The following is a 19,272-nucleotide window of genomic DNA, read 5'->3' as shown; positions in this document are numbered from 1 at the left end:
ACAGGGGCTCTGCGCTGAACACGGAATGCATGCCTGCCATTGATCCGTTGTGGGGGCGGGCTTGCTCGCGAAGACGCCGGCACAGGCAAAACCTCCGGCGACTGACACTCCGCTTTCGCAAGCAAGCCCGCTTCCACATGGGCTCTGCGCTAAACACAGAATGCATGCCTGCCATTGGTCCATTGTGGGAGCGGGCTTGCTCGCGAAGACGCCGGCACAGGCAAAACCTCCGGCGACTGACACTCCGCTTTCGCGAGCAAGCTCGCTCCCACAGGGGCTCTGCGCTGAACACGGAATGCATGCCTGCCATTGATCCGTTGTGGGGGCGGGCTTGCTCGCGAAGACGCCGGCACAGGCAAAATTTCCGGCGACTGATACTCCGCCTTCGCGAGCAGGCTCGCTCCCACAAGGGGTTCTGCGCTAAACACGGAATGCATGCTTGTCATTAATCCATTGTGGGAACGAGCCTGCTCGCGATGAGCCTCACGCCGGCGCCCAACGCCGATGCAGCCAGCGCGCGAACGCATCCAGGGCAAAGCCCAGTACGCCGATCAGCAGTACCATCGCCATCAGTTCCGAATACGCCAGTCGATCACGCGTATCGAGGATGAAGTAGCCCAACCCGGCGCTGACGCCGAGCATCTCGCACGGCACCAGCACGATCCACAGAATGCCGATCGACAGCCGCACCCCGGTCAGCACATGGCCGAGCACGCCGGGCAGGATCACTTTGCGCAGGGTTTCCCAGCGGGTGGCGCTGAGGCTGCGGCTGAGTTGCAGCCAGCGCGGGTCGAGCTGGCGCACGCCGGCCACGGTGTTGAGCAGGATCGGCCACACCGCAGCGAAGGTCAGCAGGAAGTAGATCGGCTGATCGCCAACGCCCAGCAGCATCACCACCACCGGCATCCACGACAGCGGCGAAATCATCCGCAGAAACTGAAATGCCGGCGTGGTCGCCGCTTCCAGATGCCGGTGACTGCCGATCATCAAGCCCAGTGGCACGCCGATCAGCAGCGCCAGCAGCAGACCGACTAGAATCCGCTTCAGGCTGACCAGCACATGCTCGTACAGCTCCGGGCGCAGCAGCAGTTCGCCGAGGCTCGCCAGGGTCGCCTCGGGTGAAAAGCGCAGCGCCAGGCTGTCGTTGCCGCCGAACACGTGTACGCCCAGCCACCACAGCAGCAACAGGCACAACAGCCCCGCCACACCCAACAAACCATGAACGGCCGAAGAAGATCGCTGACGCATCAGAGGCTGAACTCCTCGCTGCGATCAAAGCTTTCCGGTAATCCGAATGCCTTCATCCCGCCGACTGTAGCAATGGCATTACGCACGAAGCGATCGTCTACCAGATCCCGGGCGGTTTGTTGCGGATCGAGGTTGGCAAGGAAACCCTTGTCGCCCTCGATCAGCGTGTCCTTCAGACGTTTGACCAGTTCTTCGGTGTAGCTGGGGAACGGGTACGGCTGAAAATCGATGCGCTGCTCGTCCCAATGGCTGTGCTGGATCGCCCCGCTGGCCAGATACTGCTCGCGGTCGCTAGTGGCCGGCGACAGCACCCGGTCGAGCACCGGTTGCGCGTGCGGCGTGTAGCGATTTTCGCCGTCCTTGGACAGCAATTTCGCCGCCTCGGCGCGGTTGTCGCGGGTCCAGACCTGCGCCTTGACGATCGCGTTGACCACTTTCTGCGACCACTCGGGGCGGTTGTTCAGATCCTGCTCGTGCATGAACACCACGCAGCAGGCGTGATTGCGCCAGACGTCGCCGGTAAAGCGCTGTACTCGGCCGACCTTGAGTTCCTCGGCCAGGGCGTTGAACGGCTCGGCGACGATGTAGCCGGCAATGCGTTTGCTCGCCAGGGCCGGCGGCATGTCCGACGGCGGCAGCACCAGCAGATTGACCTCGTTCGGCGCCAGCGCGGCGCTCGCCGATTTGCTCACCGGCACCAGACCGTGATCGCGAAACAGCTGCTGCACCACCACGTTATGAATCGAATACCAGAACGGAATCGCCACTGATTGCCCGCCCAGTTGCTTGACCTCGGTGATGCCCGGCGCCACGGTCAGGCCCGAGCCGCCGACGTGGTTCCACGCCACGACCTTGGCCGGCACCTTGCTGCCGTAACGCGCCCACACGGTCATTGGCGACAACAGGTGAATCACGTTGACCTGCCCGGAAATGAACGCCTCGATCACCTGCGCCCAACTGCGCAACAGCACCGGGCGCTCAGCCTGGATGCCTTCGGCTTCGAACAGGCCGTTGTTGTGCGCGACCAGCAGCGGCGTGGCATCGGTGATCGGCAGATAACCGATGCGCACCGGCGCATTCGGCTCGGACGCGGCGCGGGCGTTGAGGCTGTTGAGCAACGGCAACGCGCCGCCAGCGGTCAGCAACGCGCTGAGTTTGAGGAAGTCACGACGTGTGTGAGTGAAGTCGTCCAGGCACATGATCAATCTCCGACGTAGCGGGCACAGGTTGAGTGAGGGGGTTGCGGCTCGCCCGCCGAAGGGTTTTGAGGATGTCGATGCGCAGCGCACCCAGTTCCTCGACCAGCTCGGCACGCGGCTGAGGCAGGTCGATGCGCCACTCGCCGAGGATGTGCGCCGGGCTGTTACCCAGTAGCAGAATCCGCTCGGAAAGCAGCAGGGCTTCGTCGATGTCGTGGGTGATCAACACGGCTGCGGTGTGGTGCTCGGCAATCAGTTGCAGGAGCAACTGCTGCATGTCGGCGCGGGTGATTTCATCCAGCGCGCCGAACGGTTCATCGAGCAACAGCACCTGCGGCTGCCGCGCCAGACAGCGGGCCAACGCGGTGCGTTGGGCCATGCCGCCGGACAACTGCGCCGGGTGCTGCAACCGCGCGTGTTCGAGGCCGACCGCAGCGATGGCGTGGTCGATCCGCGCCTTGCGCTGCTCGGCCGTGAGGTGCGGCTGGCGGGCGAAATCGAGACCGAAGGCGACGTTGTTTTCCAGGGTCAGCCACGGCAACAGGCTCGGGTCCTGAAACGCCACCGCCACCCGTGGATGCGCGCCGGTCAGCGGCTCGCCAAGCAGGCTCACCCGACCCTGTTGCGGCGTCTGCAAACCGGCCAGCACTCGCAGCAGACTGGATTTGCCGACACCGCTGGGGCCGAGAATCGTCACCACTTCGCCGGGTTGCAATTGCAGGTCGAAGTGCTCCAGCACGGTGTGCCAGCCCTGCTCTCGCGGGTAGCCGAGGCTGATGCCCTGCGCCTCCAGCACCGGCGCCGTCATGCCGTCGCTTCCCGTTTCTGCCGCTGCAATTCGGCGCGCAATTGCACCAGGCTCGGAGTGACGATCGGCACGAACGCCGACTCGCGCCAGCGCCGGGCGAAACCGCTGCCGTGCTCGGTCAGATAAGCCTTGCCGCCGCTGGATTGCAGTTCCAGTTGCACGGCGTTGGCAGCGGATTCGGCCAGCGCGATGCGGATCTGGAACAAGGCGCCCGGCTGGGTCAGGAAACGTCCGTCGTGCAGACCCTGCTTGAGCGCATCGACGCTCTGCGCCAGTTGCTCGCGTTGTTCCTGCAACGGCTCCAGCAGAATCGAACGGCCGTCCTGCAAATGTCCTTCGACCTCGGCCAGCGCCCGTCGCGCCAGACCAATCGCCATGCCGCACTGCAAGCCGAGGAACGCCGGGCGCACCGCTGGCAGAAACTTGCGCGCATCTTCATGCAGCAGCCATTCCCGTCCGACCGCCACTTGCGCGAAATCGATTGCTGCGGTGTTACTCGATTGCAGCCCCATCAGTTGCAGATCGGCGGAACGTTGTACGCCGGCAGCGTCATCGGCGATCGCCAGCACGAACGGCGAACCGCCCTCCTCGTGCTCTATTGCCGCCGCCACCACGAAACCGCTTTTGCGCAGATTGGTCACCCAGTGCAGGCGCCCGTTCAAGGTCCAGCCGTCTGCGGTGTGGGCGGCACGCACTTGCAATGCCTCGATGCCGGACAGGTACTTCATCGCGTTGGACAAACCGGTGGCGCCGGCCAGTTCGCCGCTGAGCAGCGCCGGCAGCAGTTTTTCCCTCAGTGCAGCGTTGGGACTGTGCAGCAGGTATTCGATAAAGGCCCGTTGGCCCCAGAACACAAACGCCGCCGCCAATGAATGGCTGGCGACGGCAGCCAGGGTTTCCACGGCATCACTGACGTGACCACCGCTGCCGCCCAGCGCCGGGCTGATGCCGACCCGTAGCACCCCGGCCTGCGCCAGTTGCGTCAGCACCTGTTGTGGATCGCCGTCGCCCGCATCCAGGGCCTGGGCGTTGTGTTCCAGCCATTGCGTCAATGCCTGATTGAGCATGTCGTTTCTCTCCTTGTACGCAGCCGCATCAACCATAGACGATGCGGCCTGAAGCGCTGGCCGATTACGCGCGATACGGCGCCAGCTCGGGGTTGAGCGGCGTGTCGGCGAACACGTTGGCGAAGTTGCACAGGGTCGCCAGGCTGATGCCGAGGATCACTTCCAGCGCATTGCCTTCGGTGTAGCCGGCAGCCTTGAATTGGTTGAAGGTCTGGTCGCTGACCTTGCCCCGGGTGGCAATCACTTCGCGGGCAAACGCGGCCAGGGTTTCCAGTTTTTCCACGGGCACGGTGGCTTTCTCACGCAGCGCACTGACCACTTCCGGCGGCAGTTTGGCCTTATTCAGCGCCACGGCGGTATGACCTGCGACACAGAAATCGCAACCATGGTGGGTGGCCGCAATCAGTTGCACCACTTCGCGCTCGGCAAGGCTGAGTTCGGACTTGCCATTGAGCGCCGATACCGTAACGTAGGTTTCCAGCGCGGCCGGGGCATTGGCCAGCACGGCCAGCAGGTTCGGAATGAATCCGGAGTTTTTCTGCGCATTTTCCAGGAACGGTCTGGCGGCTTCGGGAGCGCTTTGCACGGTGTGAAGAGTGACGCGCGACATGGAGTGGACTCCTGCTGTTGAGTGTCCGGCCAGTCTGTTGGTTATAAAAATTTCGATCCATATTCTAAAGTAGCGATTACTTGCTCCTGAGTGTTTCCATTAGATGATTTCGTCCAGCCCCCTGGTTGATTGGTTATTAGAAAGCCTCGAACTCGATGCCAGCCTTTTTCACGTCGGGCGCTATTGCGGTGGCTGGCATGCAAGTACGCACGGACTGGCGCGCGCCAGTTTTCACTTGATCGTGCAGGGCCGCTGCTGGCTGCACATTGACGGGCAGGAGCAGTCGATAGTGTTGAACGCCGGAGATGCGGTATTTCTGCTGCGCGATCTGAACTACCGCCTCTCCAGCGCCGAAGAGCCGGCACTCGCCCAAACGCTGCCGCGCAGGGCCATGACCGCGCTCGACAGTCAGGCACAGGATGGCGTCGGGCTGGTCTGCGGGTTCTTTCATTTCAAGTCCGGGCTGTCGTCGCTGATCATCGAAGGCTTGCCGGACTGGATCATCCTGCGCGCGGGCGATCCTTCTTCGAGCGCCGCGCGAGCCTTGTTCGAGTTGATCCTGCAAGAGTGCGAACGCTTGCCGGCGCCCTCCTCGGCGCTGCTCGAACGCTTGAGTCATCTGCTGTTTTTGTATGTGTTGCGCCAACAGATGGCCGACAACCAGAGCCTCGGCGGCCTCGTGGCTTTGGCGCGCAATCCGCAGTTCGCGCCGTTGCTGGACCAGTTGATCGAACAACCGCAATTGCCGTGGTCGCTGGAGAGCATGGCGGCGAGTATCGGCCTGTCGCGCTCGGCGTTTTTCAAACGCTTCAACGAACTGGCCGGGCAATCGCCGGGGCAAGTGCTGCTGGCGTTGCGCATGCGGCATGCCTGCCAGTTGCTACGGGCCAATCACACGGTGGAACAGGTGTGCGCGGCCGTGGGCTATCAGTCGATCGCCGCATTTACCCGAGCGTTTGCCAAGTCGGTGGGGGTGCAACCGGGGGCTTATCGCAAGCAGCATGAGGGGCGCTGAGCGACGCGTTAGTACGCCATCGCTGCTGGAAAGCACCGAGAGAAACTGTGGGAGCGAGCTTGCTCGCGAAAGCGCCGGCACAGGCAAAATCTCCAGCGACTGATACACCGCTTTCGCGGGCAAGCCCGCTCCCACAGTGGATGGTGTCGATCAGCGGATCTGTGTACACCGCAAAAACTTGTGGGAGCTGGCTTGCCAGCGATGGCGTTGGTGCATCCAACATCTTTATTGACTGAACCGGCGCTTTCGCGGGCAAGCCCGGCTCCCACAGGGGAGATGTGTGGATCACGGGATTTGTGCACGCCACGAGACCTGTGGGAGCCGGGCTTGCCCGCGAAGGCGGCGGTACATTTGGCATCCTGGCTTGGTTCGTTCCTTATTCCACTAATCAACCACAAAACCATTTTTTAATCTTTTATCGCTATTAACCTCGCCCTCTATAATTGCGCCCCTGTACTCAACTCATAAAAAGGGATGCTTCATGCAAAGACGCCTGTTACTGGCCGCACTGTTCGTCACTGTCGCCGGTTGTGCCAGCCCGCCGCCTGCCGCCGTTCACACCCATGACCCCACCAGTTCAACCCTGCAAGGCGACGCCACGCGTCCGGCACAGGCACAGTGGATCCGCACCGAGCTGTACTTCTCGGTGGGCACCGTGGATGGCAAGGAAGGCGCGGTCAGCCCGGCGCGCTGGCGCGAGTTTCTCGACAAGGAAGTGACGTCGCGGTTTCCCGACGGTTTCACCGTGTTCGATGCCTATGGGCAGTGGCGTGATCATGGGGCGAAGGAGCCGGAGCGGCTGAGTACCAAAGTGATCGTGATCCTGCACGAGAACAATCCGCAGAACGCCGGCAACATCGAGGCAATTCGACTGGCGTACAAACGCATTACCGGGGATCTGTCGGTGCTGCGTCTGTCGCAACCGGCCGACGTATCGTTCTAATCGTTCATCTGTCCGAGAGCTTGCCGAGGCGTCGACGCCAGGCGGCTCAATCCCACCAGCAGCAGCGCACCGACCACCAACACGCCAATCCCCAGAAACGCGCCCCACCCCACCACCGTCACGCTCGAATAGAGCATGTACAGGCACAGCCCGAAAAACAGCAGCGGCACCAGCGGATACCACGGCACCCTCACCGGCCTCGGCACCTCAGGGAAACGCCGGCGCAGGATGATCAACGCCAGGCTGCTGAAGCTCAGAAACAGCCAGTACACCGGGGTCAGGTACTCGACCATGGTGTTGAAGCCGCTCTGGGTGAAACTGCCGAACAGCACCAGCAACAATGCCACCGCGCCCTCCGCCAGCAAGGCTTTGCGCGGCACGCCGTCGCGTTCGTGCCACTCGCCGAAACGACGCAACTGCGGCACATCGCGGGCGGCGGCATAGGTGGTGCGGGCGCCGACCAGCAAGGTCGAGTTGATGGTAGCGATGGCCGCGATGCCGACCATCAGCAGAATCAGCAGCACCCCCGGCGCGCCGAATGCACGGTTCAACAGTTCCACCGCCGGTGCATTGCTCGCCGCCAGTCCGGCGAATCCCAGGCCTCGCACAAACGCCCAGTTCAGCGCCAGATAAATCGCCATCAGCAGCGTCAGCGCACCGAGCATGGCGATGAAAATCCCTCGCCGCCCATCGCGCACTTCCGCCGATAATGTGGCCGCATCGCTCCAGCCGCCAAACGCCAGAAACACAAAAATCATCGCCGCCGAAAACCCGGCCATACCGGTGTTTTCCGGCGCAACCGAAACGCTCGCTGGCGCTGCTTCAACCCCCTGCCACGCCAGCCACACCCCGGCGCTGGCGATGCTCAGAAAGCCCAGCGCCAACAAGCCCACCAGCAAGGTCTGAGTGATGAAACCGATGTGCTTGCCAGTGAGATTGAGCAGCACCAGCGCGGCGATCACCCCGCCGGCAAACAGCCCCGAGCCGTATCGACCGAGCGGCACCACGGCATTGACGTAATCGGCAAACATGAACGCCGACAAGGCGATCCAGCCGGTGTGCATCACCGAAAAGCGCGACCAGGCGAACAGGAAACCCATGCGCTCGCCATAGGCCGTGCGCAGAAAGTGATAGTCGCCGCCAGGATGTGGAAATGCCGCGGCCATTTCGGCAAAGCACAACGCCCCGGCCATCGACGCCAGGCCGCCGAGCACCCAGACCCAGTAGAACCAGGCAGGCCCGACGTTCAGCGCCACGGTTGGCGCGGTTTTCAGGATGTCGGTGGTGATCACCATGCCCAGCGTGATCAGCAACGCCTGCAGCACCGGCAGATGGCGCTTGGGGCCGTTGGAGTGATTCATGGAGAGTTCCGCAAAAAGTCCGCCATCCGTGGCGGATCGGCTCAGAAGCCGTAGGTGGCGCTGGCGTAGTAGTACGCGCCGTTGGTGCCGATCGGCGACAGCACGTCATACGGCAGGTTGCCGCCGTAATTGATCGCCGAGCCGGAGCGCTCCGGGTAGTTGTCGGTGAGGTTGTTGCCGCCCAGGGCGACGCTGAATTTCGGGGTGAATTTGTAGGTCACCTCGGCATCCAGTTGCCACACCGCGCCATAGGTCTGCTCCGGTTGCGAGTCGCCGAAATCGAACACCCGGGTGGTCTCGCCCTGACGGGTCAGACGCCCGAGCAGGCCCCAGTGTTCGCTGGCCCAGTTGGCGGAAAACACGAATCGATCCTTGGGCGCAGCGTCGGTCAGAGTATTGGTTTCTTCAACGCCGACCAGTGCATCGTTGCCGATCCCCAGCGCCGTCAGTTGCGAGGGTGTGCCTTTGGTGCTGGTGACTTTGGTGTGGTTGTAGGTGTACGCGGTGGTCAGGCCCAGTTGCCCTTCGTACAGCGGCTGATGGTAGTTGAGCACCAGTTCGGCACCGTGGGTGCTGGTGTCGGCGGCGTTGGTGAAGAAGTTGACGTCGTGCACCCCGGCCACGCCGAAGTTGTCGTTGATGTATTGCTCCATGGCGTCGCTGCCGATGCGCTGCGACAGGGTGATGCGGTCCTTGACGTCGATGCGGAACACATCGAGCGAAGCGTCGAAGCGTTCGTTGAGCTGGAAGGTTAGCCCCAAGCTGAAGTTCTTCGAGGTTTCCGGATCGAGCTTCTCGGCCCCCAGCGCGCGGGCGATCGGGTCGTTGACCGAGAGCACACGAATATCGGTGAGCGTGCCGCCTTCGCCGAAGTTGCTGGTGGTGTTCTGGAAACCGCTCTGCGCCAGCGATGGCGCGCGGAAGTTGTTCGACACCGCACCGCGCAGCGCCCACTGCTCGGTCAGTTTGTAGCGACCGCTGAGCTTGCCGGTGAGTTTGCTGCCGGCATCATCGTAATGTTCCCAACGCGTGGCGGCGTCGACGAAGAAGCGCTCGGTGAGATCGCCCGACAACTCGGCGTAAGTCGCGAACACGTTGCGGTCCAGGTCCGACTCTTCGCTGGGGCGCAGACCGTTGGCACCATCAGCGCCGGAGCCAATGTAAGAGGCCTCGTCACCCGCGTAGGTCAGGTAGTTTTCGTAGCGATATTCGCCGCCCAGCGCCAGCACGAACGAGCGTCCGCCCAAGCGCAGTTCGCGGCTGAAATCGAGGTTGGTGGTGGTCTGGCGCAGCTCGTAATCGCCGGTGTCGAATTTCGTCGGCGAGTCCTCGCCGAGGCTGACGTTAAGGGTGCGGCGGGTGGATCCGTCGAAGCGGTTACGGCCATGGGTAAGGCTGCTGTCGAAGTCCCAGTCTTCGCCGATCATGCCTTTGAAACCGGCGGTGGCAGAGACGTCCTTGTTGTCGCCCAGCGACTGCGGCAGGTAGCCGTTGGGATAGAACTGCGGCTGCTCGTAGGGGTAGCGATAGAATTCGGCGCCGGTGGTGTGGCGCTGGTTGTAGGTGCCGAAGCTGTAGGCCTTGCCGCCGGCCAGCGGCAGCTCGCTGTTGAACCACAGGTTGACGTCCCGCGCCAGGCCGTCGCCCATCACGTAGTTGCGCTGGTCCGGGGTATCGGCAAAACCGTCGAAACCGGCGCGGTTGGTCGGGTTGCGATTTTTGTACTCGGTACCGCCGCGAATGAACCCGCCCTCTTCACCCAGACGCGTGCCGATCTTGGCCGTGGTCACGCTGTTCTGGCCGTCGGTGGTGGTTCTGCCGATGGCGTCCTGATGGGTGTGAAACGCGCCGTAGCTGGTGGACACTTCGCCGCCCTCGGGCGCGTCGTCGAGGATGATGTTGATCACCCCGGCAATCGCATCGGAACCGTACTGCGCACCGGCGCCGTCGCGCAGCACTTCGATGCGTTTGATCGCGCTGATGGGGATCGAGTTGAAGTCCACCGGCGCCGTACCGCGACCGATTTTCGACGAGTCGTTGACCACCGCTGAAGTGTGACGACGCTTGCCGTTGACCAGCACTAGCACCTGATCCGGGCTCATGCCGCGCAGCTGTGCGGCGCGCACGTGGTCGGCGCCACCGGAGTTGGACTGACGCGGCATGCTGAACGATGGCAGCAACGTTTGCAGCGCCTGACCCAGCTCACCGTCGGCCGCGCCGGTGGACTTGAGATCGGCGGCGGTCAACACGTCAACCGGCACTGGAGAATCCAGAACCGTGCGAGCAGTGCCACGGGTGCCAGTGACCAGCACGGTACCCAGCCGTGTGTCATCGTCAACGCGGGTGGAAGTGTCTTCGGCTTGCGCCGGAACTTGCCAGATCGCACCGACCACCGCGATGGCCAGTAATGAACGGGAACGGTGATACATGTGACAGCTCCTTTATCGCAGCTAATACCCGGCCGTTGCCGACAATAAAGGTTCGGCAATCAATGCACGGCAATGTCTGCTGTAGTTGTAGAAAGCAGGAAGGTGGTGAAGGCTTTTTAGCGTGATTAGTCAGTGAAGCGCAGGATCCCCAAAGTCAGTTGTTTCCCCTTGAACACCGATGCTAGACGGGCCAAAGGCCTGCCGTAAAAGAACCAATAACACTTAGGTTAGATCGGGCTGAATAGTTGTTTTTAGAGCAACACAAGTGTTGCTGGACAAACACTTAAACCCTAACTAACACCCACTAATTCAAGATCAGCCAAAGATCTTTTGTAGGAGTGAGCCTGCTCGCGATAGCTATCGTTCAGTCACCGAAAATATCGACTGGGCTGGCCCCTTCGCGAGCAAGCCCGCTCCCACAGGTCTGACTGGGTGAACACTGACTTCTCATCCACCACAGATCCAATGTAGGAGTGAGTCTGCTCGCGATAGCGGTGTATCAGCCACCAAATTAGTTGAATGTCCGGGCCCCATCGCGAGCAGGCTCACTCCTACAGGTTGATCGGGGTAAACGCATAGTTATCATCCATCACAGATCCAATGTAGGAGTGAGCCTGCTCGCGATAGCGGTATATCAGCCACCGAAGCAGTTGAATGTCCGGGCCCCATCGCGAGCAGGCTCACTCCTACAGGTTGATCGGGGTGAATACATTGCTTTCATCCACCGCAGATCCAATGTGGGAGCGGGCTTGCTCGCGAAGGGGCCAGTCCAGTCACCCGAGATGTTGACTGCAAACATGCGCAAACCTTTAGTCGAATTCCTTTTCCAGCCAGGCATCCGCGGCGATGTCCAGGGCCTGCGCACTGAAGCGTTGTTCCGCAAACGGGTCGGCGTGCAGGTGAAAGCCGTTGCGCTCCCAGAAACCGGGTTGTTCTTCGTCGACAAACTCCAGACCGCGCAGCCATTTGGCGCTTTTCCAGAAGTAGCGCCCGGCGACCACCAGCCGCAGTGGCCAGCCGTGCTGGGCGGTCAAGGGTTGGCCAGCGTAATGGGTGGCGAGCAGGCTGTCCGGGTGCAGCAGGTCGTCCAGCAACAGGTTGGTCTGGTAATCGTGATCAGCGTGGGCCATGACAAAACGTGAAGCGGGCTGGATATCGAGCTCGCTCAGCAAATCCTGCAGATGCACCCCGCTCCACTGCGTGTCGAACTTCGACCAGCGTGTGACGCAATGAATGTCACATCGCAACTGGCGTTGCGGCAAACCCTGCAGGTCGGCAAAACTCAACTCGACGCCACGCCCGACCTTGCCGAACAGGCGCAGTGACCAGGTTGCCAACTCATACTCCGGCACCGTGCCTTCGTGGAGAATCGGGAACCGCTCGGTCAACACCTGCCCCGGCGGCAAACGTTGACCGAGCGCCGGATCAGCCTTAGGTGCGCGGCTGTTGCGCAAACGCATGGCTTTGTTGTGCATGTTCACTCCCAAGCGCATCACCCGGTGATAACGGCTGCATTTAGTTCGCCACAGGAATCCACTCGGCCCGCGCCACGTTGGCGGTATCACCGAACGCCGGGAGTTTCTGCGCCAGGTCGTGGACGTTTTTCACGTCCAGATCGAGCAATTGCTGACGGGTGATCAGGGTCGGTGGCACCAACACCTGATGTCCCGGATTTTCGCCGGCAATCAACATCGCCAGACTGCGCACGCTGATCGCCCCCGCCACTTGCGGATTGACCGCGGCGGTCGCCGCCCAGGCGCTGTCAGGTTCTTTCATGATCTGAATGTCGGCGGTGGAGATGTCGGCGCTGTAGATCTTCACCTTGCGCCCCAGACCGGCCTCGTCGACGGCGATTTTCGCGCCTTTGGCGAACTCGTCGAACGGCGCGAAGATCACGCTGATATCCGGATTGGCGCGCAACACCGCGCTGGCCTGATCCGCCACCGAGTTGGCAATCGGCGGGTTGAGCGTGCCGAAACGCGCCTTCTCGATGATGCCCGGATTGGCCTTTTTCACCTGACTCCAGATCTCGTCGCGGCGCTCCATCGGCGTGAAGCCGCTGATGTACACATAACCGGCATCGAACCGCGTGCCGTTGTCCTTCACCGCCTGATCCAGCGCCAGTCGCGCCAGTGCATGGTGATCCTGCTCGACCTGGGTCACCTGCGGGCTGTTCAGGTCAACGTCGAACGCCACCACCTTGATGCCTTTGGCGATCGCCCGGTCAATCGGTCCCTTGAGGGTTTCCGCCAGGCCCAGTTGCACGATGATCCCGTCGACGCCGAGGTCGATCGCCTGATCGATCATCTCGCCCTGACTCGCCGCCTGCTGCCGCGCATCGAACACCCGCAGATTGGCCCCCAGCGCCTCGGTCTGTTTCTCCACGCCGCGCAGATACGCCTCGGGAAAGTCCCCGGAAAACAGATAGCCGACCAGCGCGATCTGCACCTGACCTTTATCGAACGGCGCCGGAGCACCTGGCAATGCCTTGGCCTGAGCACTCAAAGCCAATGCCGAGAGCACCGCGCCGGCGAGGCAATGGCGTGCGAACTGCTTGTTTGAACCGTGCATACATCTTCCTTGCAGCGACAAATGAACCGGCTCAGCGCGCCCGATGCGCGAGGCCGAAGGTGAACATCAGGGCCAGCACCAGCACCAGTCCCTTGACGAAATCCTGCGCGTAGTACGGCGCGTTGAGCATGGTCAGGCCATTGAGCAGCGACGCCACCAACAGTGCGCCGACCAACGTGCCGAACGCATTGGGCTTCTTCGCGCCGAGCACGGCAAAACCGATCAGTGCCGCGCCGAGGGCGTCGAGCACCAGACCGTTGCCGGAGCTGACATCACCCCGACCCAGGCGCGCCGCCAACAGCAACCCGCCGAGCGAGGCGAGCAACGCCGAGAGCACGTACGCGAGCAACTTGAAGCGTTGCACTGGCGCGCCTGCCAATCGCGCCGCCTGCTCGTTACCGCCAATCGCATAAAACAATCGGCCGATGCGCGTGCGCTCAAGAAACAGCCACACCGCCAGCGCCACCAGCGCAGTGATCAACACCGGCACCGGCACCACGTCCCACAAGCGTCCGCGGCCGAGGGCAAGAAACGCCGCACTGAAGGTGCCTTCGGTTTCCACGCCACTGGGCAAGGTCATGCCCACCGCAATCGAGCGTCCGCCCGTGGGAATCAGTTGCGCGCCGATCACCAGAAACATGCTGCCCAGCGTCGCGAGAATGTCCGGCACCCGCAGCTTGACGATCAGCCAGCCATTGAGCAGCCCGACCAGTGCGCCACCGGCCAGACTGATCAGCACCGCCGGCACCGCGCCCCAGCCGAGCACCACCATCACGTAACTGGCGATCATCAGACTCATCGCTGCCACCGCCCCAATCGACAGATCAAGTCCGCCGACGGCCATGGTCAGCGTCACGCCAAGGGCCAGCAGCGCGACGATCGACACCGACTGCAAGATGCTGAACAGATTGCCGACGCGCAAAAACGCCGGCTCCGCGACACTGAAAAACACCACGATCAGCGCCAGCAGCCACAACAGGCCGTAGCGGATCAGCGCTTGCAGCAGGCGCTCGGCGGGTGCCGTAGCGGCAGACAACAATGAACTCGAATCAGGCACTCGCTCTGCTCCTTGGCGTGGCGTGAAAGGGATTTTCGCTAGCGTCGCTGCCGGCCAGCGCAGCGACCAGGGTCGCGCGTTCAAGACCGGCGCGCGGGTATTCGGCGACCACCGCGTGATCGCGCACCAACAGAATGCGGTCGGCGATTTCCAGGGTTTCATCGACATCGGCGCAGATCACCAGGGTCGCGCGGCCGCCGGCACTGTCGCGCAGCAACTGGCCGATCTCGCGACGGGCGCGCACGTCGACACCCTGAAACGGTTCATCGAGAATCAGCACCCGCCCGTCCCCGAGCAGCCAGCGACCCAGCACAACTTTCTGTTGATTGCCGCCGGACAGCGCGCTCATCGGCACCTCGATGCCGGCGGTCTTGATCCCCAGCGCCGCGACTTGCGCCTCGACCGCTGCGGCTTCGGCGCGGTTGCGAATGAACCCGGCACGGGTGAAGCGCTGCAGAAACGGCAGCGTCAGGGTGCGGCGCAGGGAAAAGTCGGGCACCAACGATTGACTGGCGCGATCCTCCGCTGCGAGAAACACACCGCTGCGAATCGCCGCCCTTGGCGAACCCGGCAGCCAGTCCATGCCGTCCAGTTGCAGGCTGCCAGCCACGGCTTTACGCAAGCCGAACAGCACTTCGGCGATCTCGCTTTTGCCAGCGCCGAGCAGCCCGGTCAGCACCACCACTTCGCCTTGGTGCAGGTCGAAATCGAAACGTCTGGATCGTGGCAAAATCTGCAAACCTCGCGCACCCAATACTTTTTGCCCCACGCTGCCGGGCGTGTAGACATGCCCGTCCAGCGCCTGCCCGAGCATGGCGTGCACCGCCTCGGGCAACTGCCGCGCGCTGAACTCTCCGGCCAGTCGCCCATCGCGCAGGACAATGGCGCGATCCGCCACCCGTTGCAGATCGGACAAGCGATGGGAGATGTAAACAATCGCCACGCCACGGCTGCGCAAGATATCGATCAGATCAAACAGACGCTGCGCCTCGGCATCCGACAACGCCGCCGTTGGCTCATCGAGAATCAGCAGACGCGGCTGCAAGGCAAAGGCCCGCGCCAGCACCACCAACTGCCGCTCGGCCTGGCCCAAGTGTTCAATCGGCTGCTCCAGCGGCAACACCAGACCCAGCCCGGCGGCGATACTCGCGGCGCGTTCCAGCAAGCGTTTGCGATTGAGCCAGAAGTCCGCGTCAGGCTTGCACAACTCATCGAGCAACAGGTTTTCCGCCACGCTCAAACCGGGCGCAATGCCCTCGTTGATCTGCTGATGCACCGCGACAATCCCGACCCGGCGTGCCGACAGCGGCGAACTGAATTGCCGGGGCTGCCCGTCGATGTAAATCTCGCCGCCATCGGCGCGCTGGCTGCCGGCGAGAATCTTCACCAGCGTCGATTTGCCGGCACCGTTGGCACCGAGCAACGCCACCACTTCGGCGGGATGAATCTGCAGGCTGACGCGATCCAGGGCGCTGTTCGAGCCGAAGCGCTTGCTCAGTTCACGCACCTGAATCAGCGGCGCGCGGGCCACGACGACACTCATAAAATTCCTTAACGCCGATGGGCCAGCGAACGCACCAGCCGGTCGCCCAGGCTCTGCACGCCCTGCACCAGAATGACCAGCACCACCACGGTGGCGACCATCACTTCATTGTTGAAACGCTGATAGCCATATCGGATCGCCAGATCACCGAGGCCGCCACCGCCAATCACCCCGGCCATGGATGAAAAACCGATCAGCATCACCAGCGTCAGAGTGATCCCCGCCAGCAACGCGGGCAGCGCTTCGGGCAACAGCACTTTGAAAATCACATGACGGATGTCGCCGCCCATGGCGAGGATCGCTTCGATGCGGCCCTTGTCGACTTCGTCCAGCGCGTTCTCGACGATCCGCGCAAAAAACGGAAACGCGCCGATGGTGATCGGCACTACCGCAGCGGTGCTGCCGAGGGTGGTGCCGACCACCAGTCGGGTCAGCGGAATCAGTGCAATCAACATCACCACAAACGGCAGCGAGCGCCCCAGATTGACCAGCGAACCCATCGCGGCATTGAGCCGTGGCAGCGGCCACAGTCCGTCTCGGCGACTGACAAACAGCAACACCCCGAGCGGCAAACCGATCAGCAGCGTGAACAGCCCGGCAAGCAAGACCATGTACAGGGTTTCGCCGGTGGCGTTGAACACCAGTTGCAGGATTTCATCCCAGTTGATCGCGCGGTTCATGACTGGGCCGCCCGCACGCCGTATTGCTTGAGGAAGCTGAGCCCGGGGATGTCGTGGCCCAGCGGCAGGCCGCAGGTCGGACGTAACGAAGTGCCGAGACTCGATTGCGCATCGGCGAGCAAGCGCGGCACCGGGCCGGACTCGACCAGACGCCCGTCCGCCATCAACGCCGCGTGATCGCAGATCGACTTGACCACCTCCAGCTCATGGGTGATCAGCACGATGGTCACGCCCAGTTGCCGATTGATATCGCGCAGCAGCTCAAGAATCGACGCCGTGGTTTCCGGATCCAGTGCACTGGTGGCTTCGTCCGACAGCAGATACGCAGGCTCCGCTGCCAGGGCGCGGGCAATCCCCACCCGTTGTTTTTGCCCACCGGACAACTGCGAGGGAAACGCTTGCGCCTTGTCCGTCAAACCGACCAGTTCCAGCAGTTCGCGCACCCGCACATGGCGCCACGGTTTGCCGACGTTGGCGATTTCCAGCGGCACGGCGATGTTGTCGAACACGGTGCGCGAATGCAGCAGATTGAAGCCCTGGAAGATCATGCCGATGCGCTGACGCTGGCGGCGCAGGTCGCTGGGCGACAGGGTCAGCAGGTCCACGCCGTCGATCAGGATTCGCCCGCTGTCCGGGCGTTCGAGCAGATTGAGACAACGCAACAGGGTCGACTTACCTGCCCCGCTCCGCCCGAGAATGCCGTAGATCGCGCCGTCGGGAATACTCAACGACACCTGATCCAGCGCCGGTGCCGGCGCCGCCGGGTAAGTCTTGCTCAACTGCTCGACGACGATCATGGCTTGCCATCCTCCACCGGAATCACCGAACCCTTGAAGTTATCAGTGATGTATTTCGCCACTTGCGGCGAGGTCAGGTCTTTGGCCAGTTGTGCGATGCGCGGATCGTTTTGCAGTGTCGGCGTGGTCACCAGAATGTTGGCGTACGGATTGTGCTCGGCCTTCTCCAGCCCCAGCGCATCCTGGGCCGGCACCAGTCCGGCTTCCAGCGCGTAGTTGCCGTTGATCACCGCAAGGTCGACATCGTCCAGGGCCCGAGGGATTTGCGGCGATTCGATTTCAAGGATCTTCAGCTGTTTCGGGTTCTCGGCGATGTCCTTGGGCGTGGCCTGATCGGCTGCCGGATCCTTGAAACCGGGCTTGAGTTTGATCAGCCCGTTGTCCTGCAACAGGTAAAGTGAACGGCTCAGGTTGGTGACGTTGTTGGGCACCGCCACGGTGCCTTTTTCCGGCACGTCGGCGAAGCTTTTGTGTCGGCGCGAATAGATGCCCAGCGGCTCGATATGCACCGTGGCGGCCACCGCGAGTTTCTGCCCCAGTGCTTGTTCCTGGGATTTCAGATACGGCAGATGTTGGAAGTAATTGGCATCGACATCACCGTGCACCAACAGCTCGTTGGAGTTCACGCCGTTAGGAATCTCGATGACCTTGAGGTTGAGTTGCGGATCGATTGTCTGGATGTACGCGAGAATCTGCGCGTGGGGCACCGGGTCGGCCGCCACCCGCAACGGCTCAAGTGCCTGAGCGCCGAACGAAGTCACCAGCGCGCCGAGCACGGCCAGGGTCAAACCTGCTTTTTTCAACATGTGCGGAGTCCTTGAGCGAGTGATGAATCAGGCGTTGGCGGTTTTACGAGTTGGTGCGGCGGGCATCAGCGCGTCGGCATAGAAGCGCCGGGCGACGTCGGGGTGCGAACGCAACCGTCCCTTGAGGTAGTTCCAGCCGACATCGCGAAACAACGGATTGAGCGGATCACTCGCCGGGCCACGCGCTTCGCGCAGCAGCGCGGTGGGCAACGGGTACAGCGGCACCACGGCATCGAGTTGCGCGCCGAGGAAGAAGGCGATGGACAAGCGTTCGCTGCCTGCGGGCGGCGACACCACCCGATGCACCGTGGCGCGCAGATAACCGTTGGTGGCCAGCTCCAGCAGTTCGCCGATGTTCACCACCAGCGTGTTGTCGCGGGGCAGCGCATCGATCCAGCGCCCCTCCTCGACTTCCACTTGCAACCCGGCCTGCTGGTCTTGCAGGAGAAAGCTGAGGAATCCGGAATCCTTGTGCGCGCCGACGCCTTGCTGGCTCGCGTTGGCGGCCTGGCCTGGATAGCGCATCAACTTGATGTGTTCGTTGGGCTTGTCGCCGTACAACTGATCGAACGCGTCCGCCCGCAGCGACAGCGCCTGGGCAAAGGCACGCAGCAGACGCAACGCCATGCGCGTCATCGCCTGTTGCCATTCGAGCAGCAGCGGTTTCAGTTCTGGCAGCGCCGCCGGCCATTGGTTGGGCCCCTGCAAGCGCGCCCACAACGGGCTTTCCGCGTCCAACGGCAACGCTTCGCGCTCGGCGCCGAGATCGAACTGCTCACGCCAGTCGGGTTGACCACGGGTGATCTCGGAAGCGGCACGGTTGTATCCGCGAAAGTGCGGCGAATTGATCATGCCGACGGCGGTCTTTTCTTGCTCGGGCAAGGCGAAGAACTGCCGTGCGTGATCCTGCACCTGTTTGAGCAGGTGGCTGTCGATGCCATGGCCGGTGAGATAGAAAAAGCCGACGTCACGCGCGGCGTGACGCAGGTTTTCAAGAAATTCATAACGCTGTTGCGCGGTGCCTTCGAACAACGAAAGGTCCAGCGTCGGCAGCGTGGTGATATCGAGGGTATGCGGCATGATTCACTCCCGTGTGAACCAAACCTGAAGAGCCTTTGATCGATTCAGCGTGTGCCGT

The 19,272-nt window shown here is 62.5% G+C and carries 17 protein-coding genes; 2 read left to right on the top strand and 15 right to left on the bottom strand.

The features are described from left to right. Positions 1-483: 483 nt before the first annotated feature. From J1G18_RS26845 to J1G18_RS26825, 5 genes are all read right to left on the bottom strand, one after another. Positions 484-1,248, bottom strand: a complete 765-nt coding sequence (locus tag J1G18_RS26845; RefSeq protein WP_223009388.1) for an ABC transporter permease — start codon at positions 1,246-1,248, stop codon at positions 484-486. Further along, entirely contained in the window at positions 1,248-2,447 is a 1,200-nt protein-coding gene (locus J1G18_RS26840) for an ABC transporter substrate-binding protein (RefSeq protein WP_223009386.1), read from the bottom strand. Before J1G18_RS26840 ends, J1G18_RS26845 begins: the two co-directional genes overlap by 1 nt. Next, positions 2,413-3,255, bottom strand: a complete 843-nt coding sequence (locus tag J1G18_RS26835) for an ABC transporter ATP-binding protein (RefSeq protein ID WP_223009384.1) — start codon at positions 3,253-3,255, stop codon at positions 2,413-2,415. Before J1G18_RS26835 ends, J1G18_RS26840 begins: the two co-directional genes overlap by 35 nt. Beyond that, positions 3,252-4,322, bottom strand: a complete 1,071-nt coding sequence (locus J1G18_RS26830; RefSeq protein WP_223009382.1) for an acyl-CoA dehydrogenase family protein — start codon at positions 4,320-4,322, stop codon at positions 3,252-3,254. Before J1G18_RS26830 ends, J1G18_RS26835 begins: the two co-directional genes overlap by 4 nt. Before the next feature lie 64 nt (positions 4,323-4,386). Then, positions 4,387-4,932, bottom strand: coding sequence for a carboxymuconolactone decarboxylase family protein (locus J1G18_RS26825; RefSeq protein WP_223009380.1), 546 nt, complete (start codon positions 4,930-4,932; stop codon positions 4,387-4,389). 103 nt (positions 4,933-5,035) lie between these two features. On the opposite strand from J1G18_RS26825, the gene J1G18_RS26820 reads away from it, so the two are divergent. Then, positions 5,036-5,947 carry an AraC family transcriptional regulator gene (locus tag J1G18_RS26820; RefSeq protein ID WP_223009377.1) on the top strand — a complete coding sequence of 304 codons (912 nt, stop codon included), beginning with the start codon at positions 5,036-5,038 and terminating at the stop codon, positions 5,945-5,947. A 481-nt stretch (positions 5,948-6,428) separates the two neighbouring features. Continuing rightward, on the top strand, positions 6,429-6,890 hold the full coding sequence (locus tag J1G18_RS26815) for a DUF3574 domain-containing protein (RefSeq protein ID WP_098968323.1): 462 nt from the start codon (positions 6,429-6,431) through the stop codon (positions 6,888-6,890). On the opposite strand, the gene J1G18_RS26810 is transcribed toward J1G18_RS26815, so the two are convergent. The 10 genes from J1G18_RS26810 to J1G18_RS26765 form a co-directional block, all read right to left on the bottom strand. Next, positions 6,887-8,251 carry an APC family permease gene (locus J1G18_RS26810; RefSeq protein WP_223009375.1) on the bottom strand — a complete coding sequence of 455 codons (1,365 nt, stop codon included), beginning with the start codon at positions 8,249-8,251 and terminating at the stop codon, positions 6,887-6,889. The genes J1G18_RS26815 and J1G18_RS26810 overlap by 4 nt on opposite strands. 41 nt (positions 8,252-8,292) lie before the next feature. After that, entirely contained in the window at positions 8,293-10,680 is a 2,388-nt protein-coding gene (locus J1G18_RS26805; protein WP_223009373.1) for a TonB-dependent receptor plug domain-containing protein, read from the bottom strand. A gap of 809 nt (positions 10,681-11,489) precedes the next feature. Then, positions 11,490-12,155 carry a sulfite oxidase-like oxidoreductase gene (locus J1G18_RS26800; RefSeq protein ID WP_223009371.1) on the bottom strand — a complete coding sequence of 222 codons (666 nt, stop codon included), beginning with the start codon at positions 12,153-12,155 and terminating at the stop codon, positions 11,490-11,492. A 40-nt stretch (positions 12,156-12,195) separates the two neighbouring features. Next, positions 12,196-13,251: a substrate-binding domain-containing protein gene (locus tag J1G18_RS26795; protein ID WP_223009369.1), complete on the bottom strand. Its 1,056-nt coding sequence runs from the start codon at positions 13,249-13,251 to the stop codon at positions 12,196-12,198. 31 nt (positions 13,252-13,282) lie between these two features. Beyond that, positions 13,283-14,308 (bottom strand): ABC transporter permease, encoded by a 1,026-nt coding sequence (locus J1G18_RS26790; RefSeq protein WP_223009366.1) that lies wholly within the window; start codon positions 14,306-14,308, stop codon positions 13,283-13,285. After that, positions 14,301-15,851 carry a sugar ABC transporter ATP-binding protein gene (locus J1G18_RS26785; RefSeq protein ID WP_135295556.1) on the bottom strand — a complete coding sequence of 517 codons (1,551 nt, stop codon included), beginning with the start codon at positions 15,849-15,851 and terminating at the stop codon, positions 14,301-14,303. The genes J1G18_RS26790 and J1G18_RS26785 overlap by 8 nt, the downstream gene beginning before the upstream one ends. Positions 15,852-15,859: 8 nt before the next feature. Continuing rightward, the gene (locus J1G18_RS26780; protein ID WP_210559026.1) at positions 15,860-16,531 is read right to left on the bottom strand and encodes a methionine ABC transporter permease; all 672 of its coding nucleotides are present in this window, start codon (positions 16,529-16,531) and stop codon (positions 15,860-15,862) included. Continuing rightward, positions 16,528-17,328 carry a methionine ABC transporter ATP-binding protein gene (locus J1G18_RS26775; RefSeq protein ID WP_210559027.1) on the bottom strand — a complete coding sequence of 267 codons (801 nt, stop codon included), beginning with the start codon at positions 17,326-17,328 and terminating at the stop codon, positions 16,528-16,530. The genes J1G18_RS26780 and J1G18_RS26775 overlap by 4 nt, the downstream gene beginning before the upstream one ends. After that, a complete protein-coding gene (locus J1G18_RS26770; protein ID WP_223009364.1) occupies positions 17,325-18,134 on the bottom strand; it encodes a MetQ/NlpA family ABC transporter substrate-binding protein in 810 nt (269 codons plus the stop codon). Before J1G18_RS26770 ends, J1G18_RS26775 begins: the two co-directional genes overlap by 4 nt. 27 nt (positions 18,135-18,161) lie before the next feature. Beyond that, positions 18,162-19,214 carry an isopenicillin N synthase family dioxygenase gene (locus tag J1G18_RS26765; RefSeq protein WP_223009362.1) on the bottom strand — a complete coding sequence of 351 codons (1,053 nt, stop codon included), beginning with the start codon at positions 19,212-19,214 and terminating at the stop codon, positions 18,162-18,164. Positions 19,215-19,272 lie beyond the last annotated feature (58 nt).

Origin of the sequence: Pseudomonas sp. MIS38, assembly GCF_019891575.1 — a bacterium.
Classification (GTDB): Bacteria; Pseudomonadota; Gammaproteobacteria; order Pseudomonadales; family Pseudomonadaceae; genus Aquipseudomonas; species Aquipseudomonas putida_A.
The sequence above is the reverse complement of the archived record's forward strand: the minus strand, read 5'-3'. Positions and strand labels throughout refer to the sequence as shown.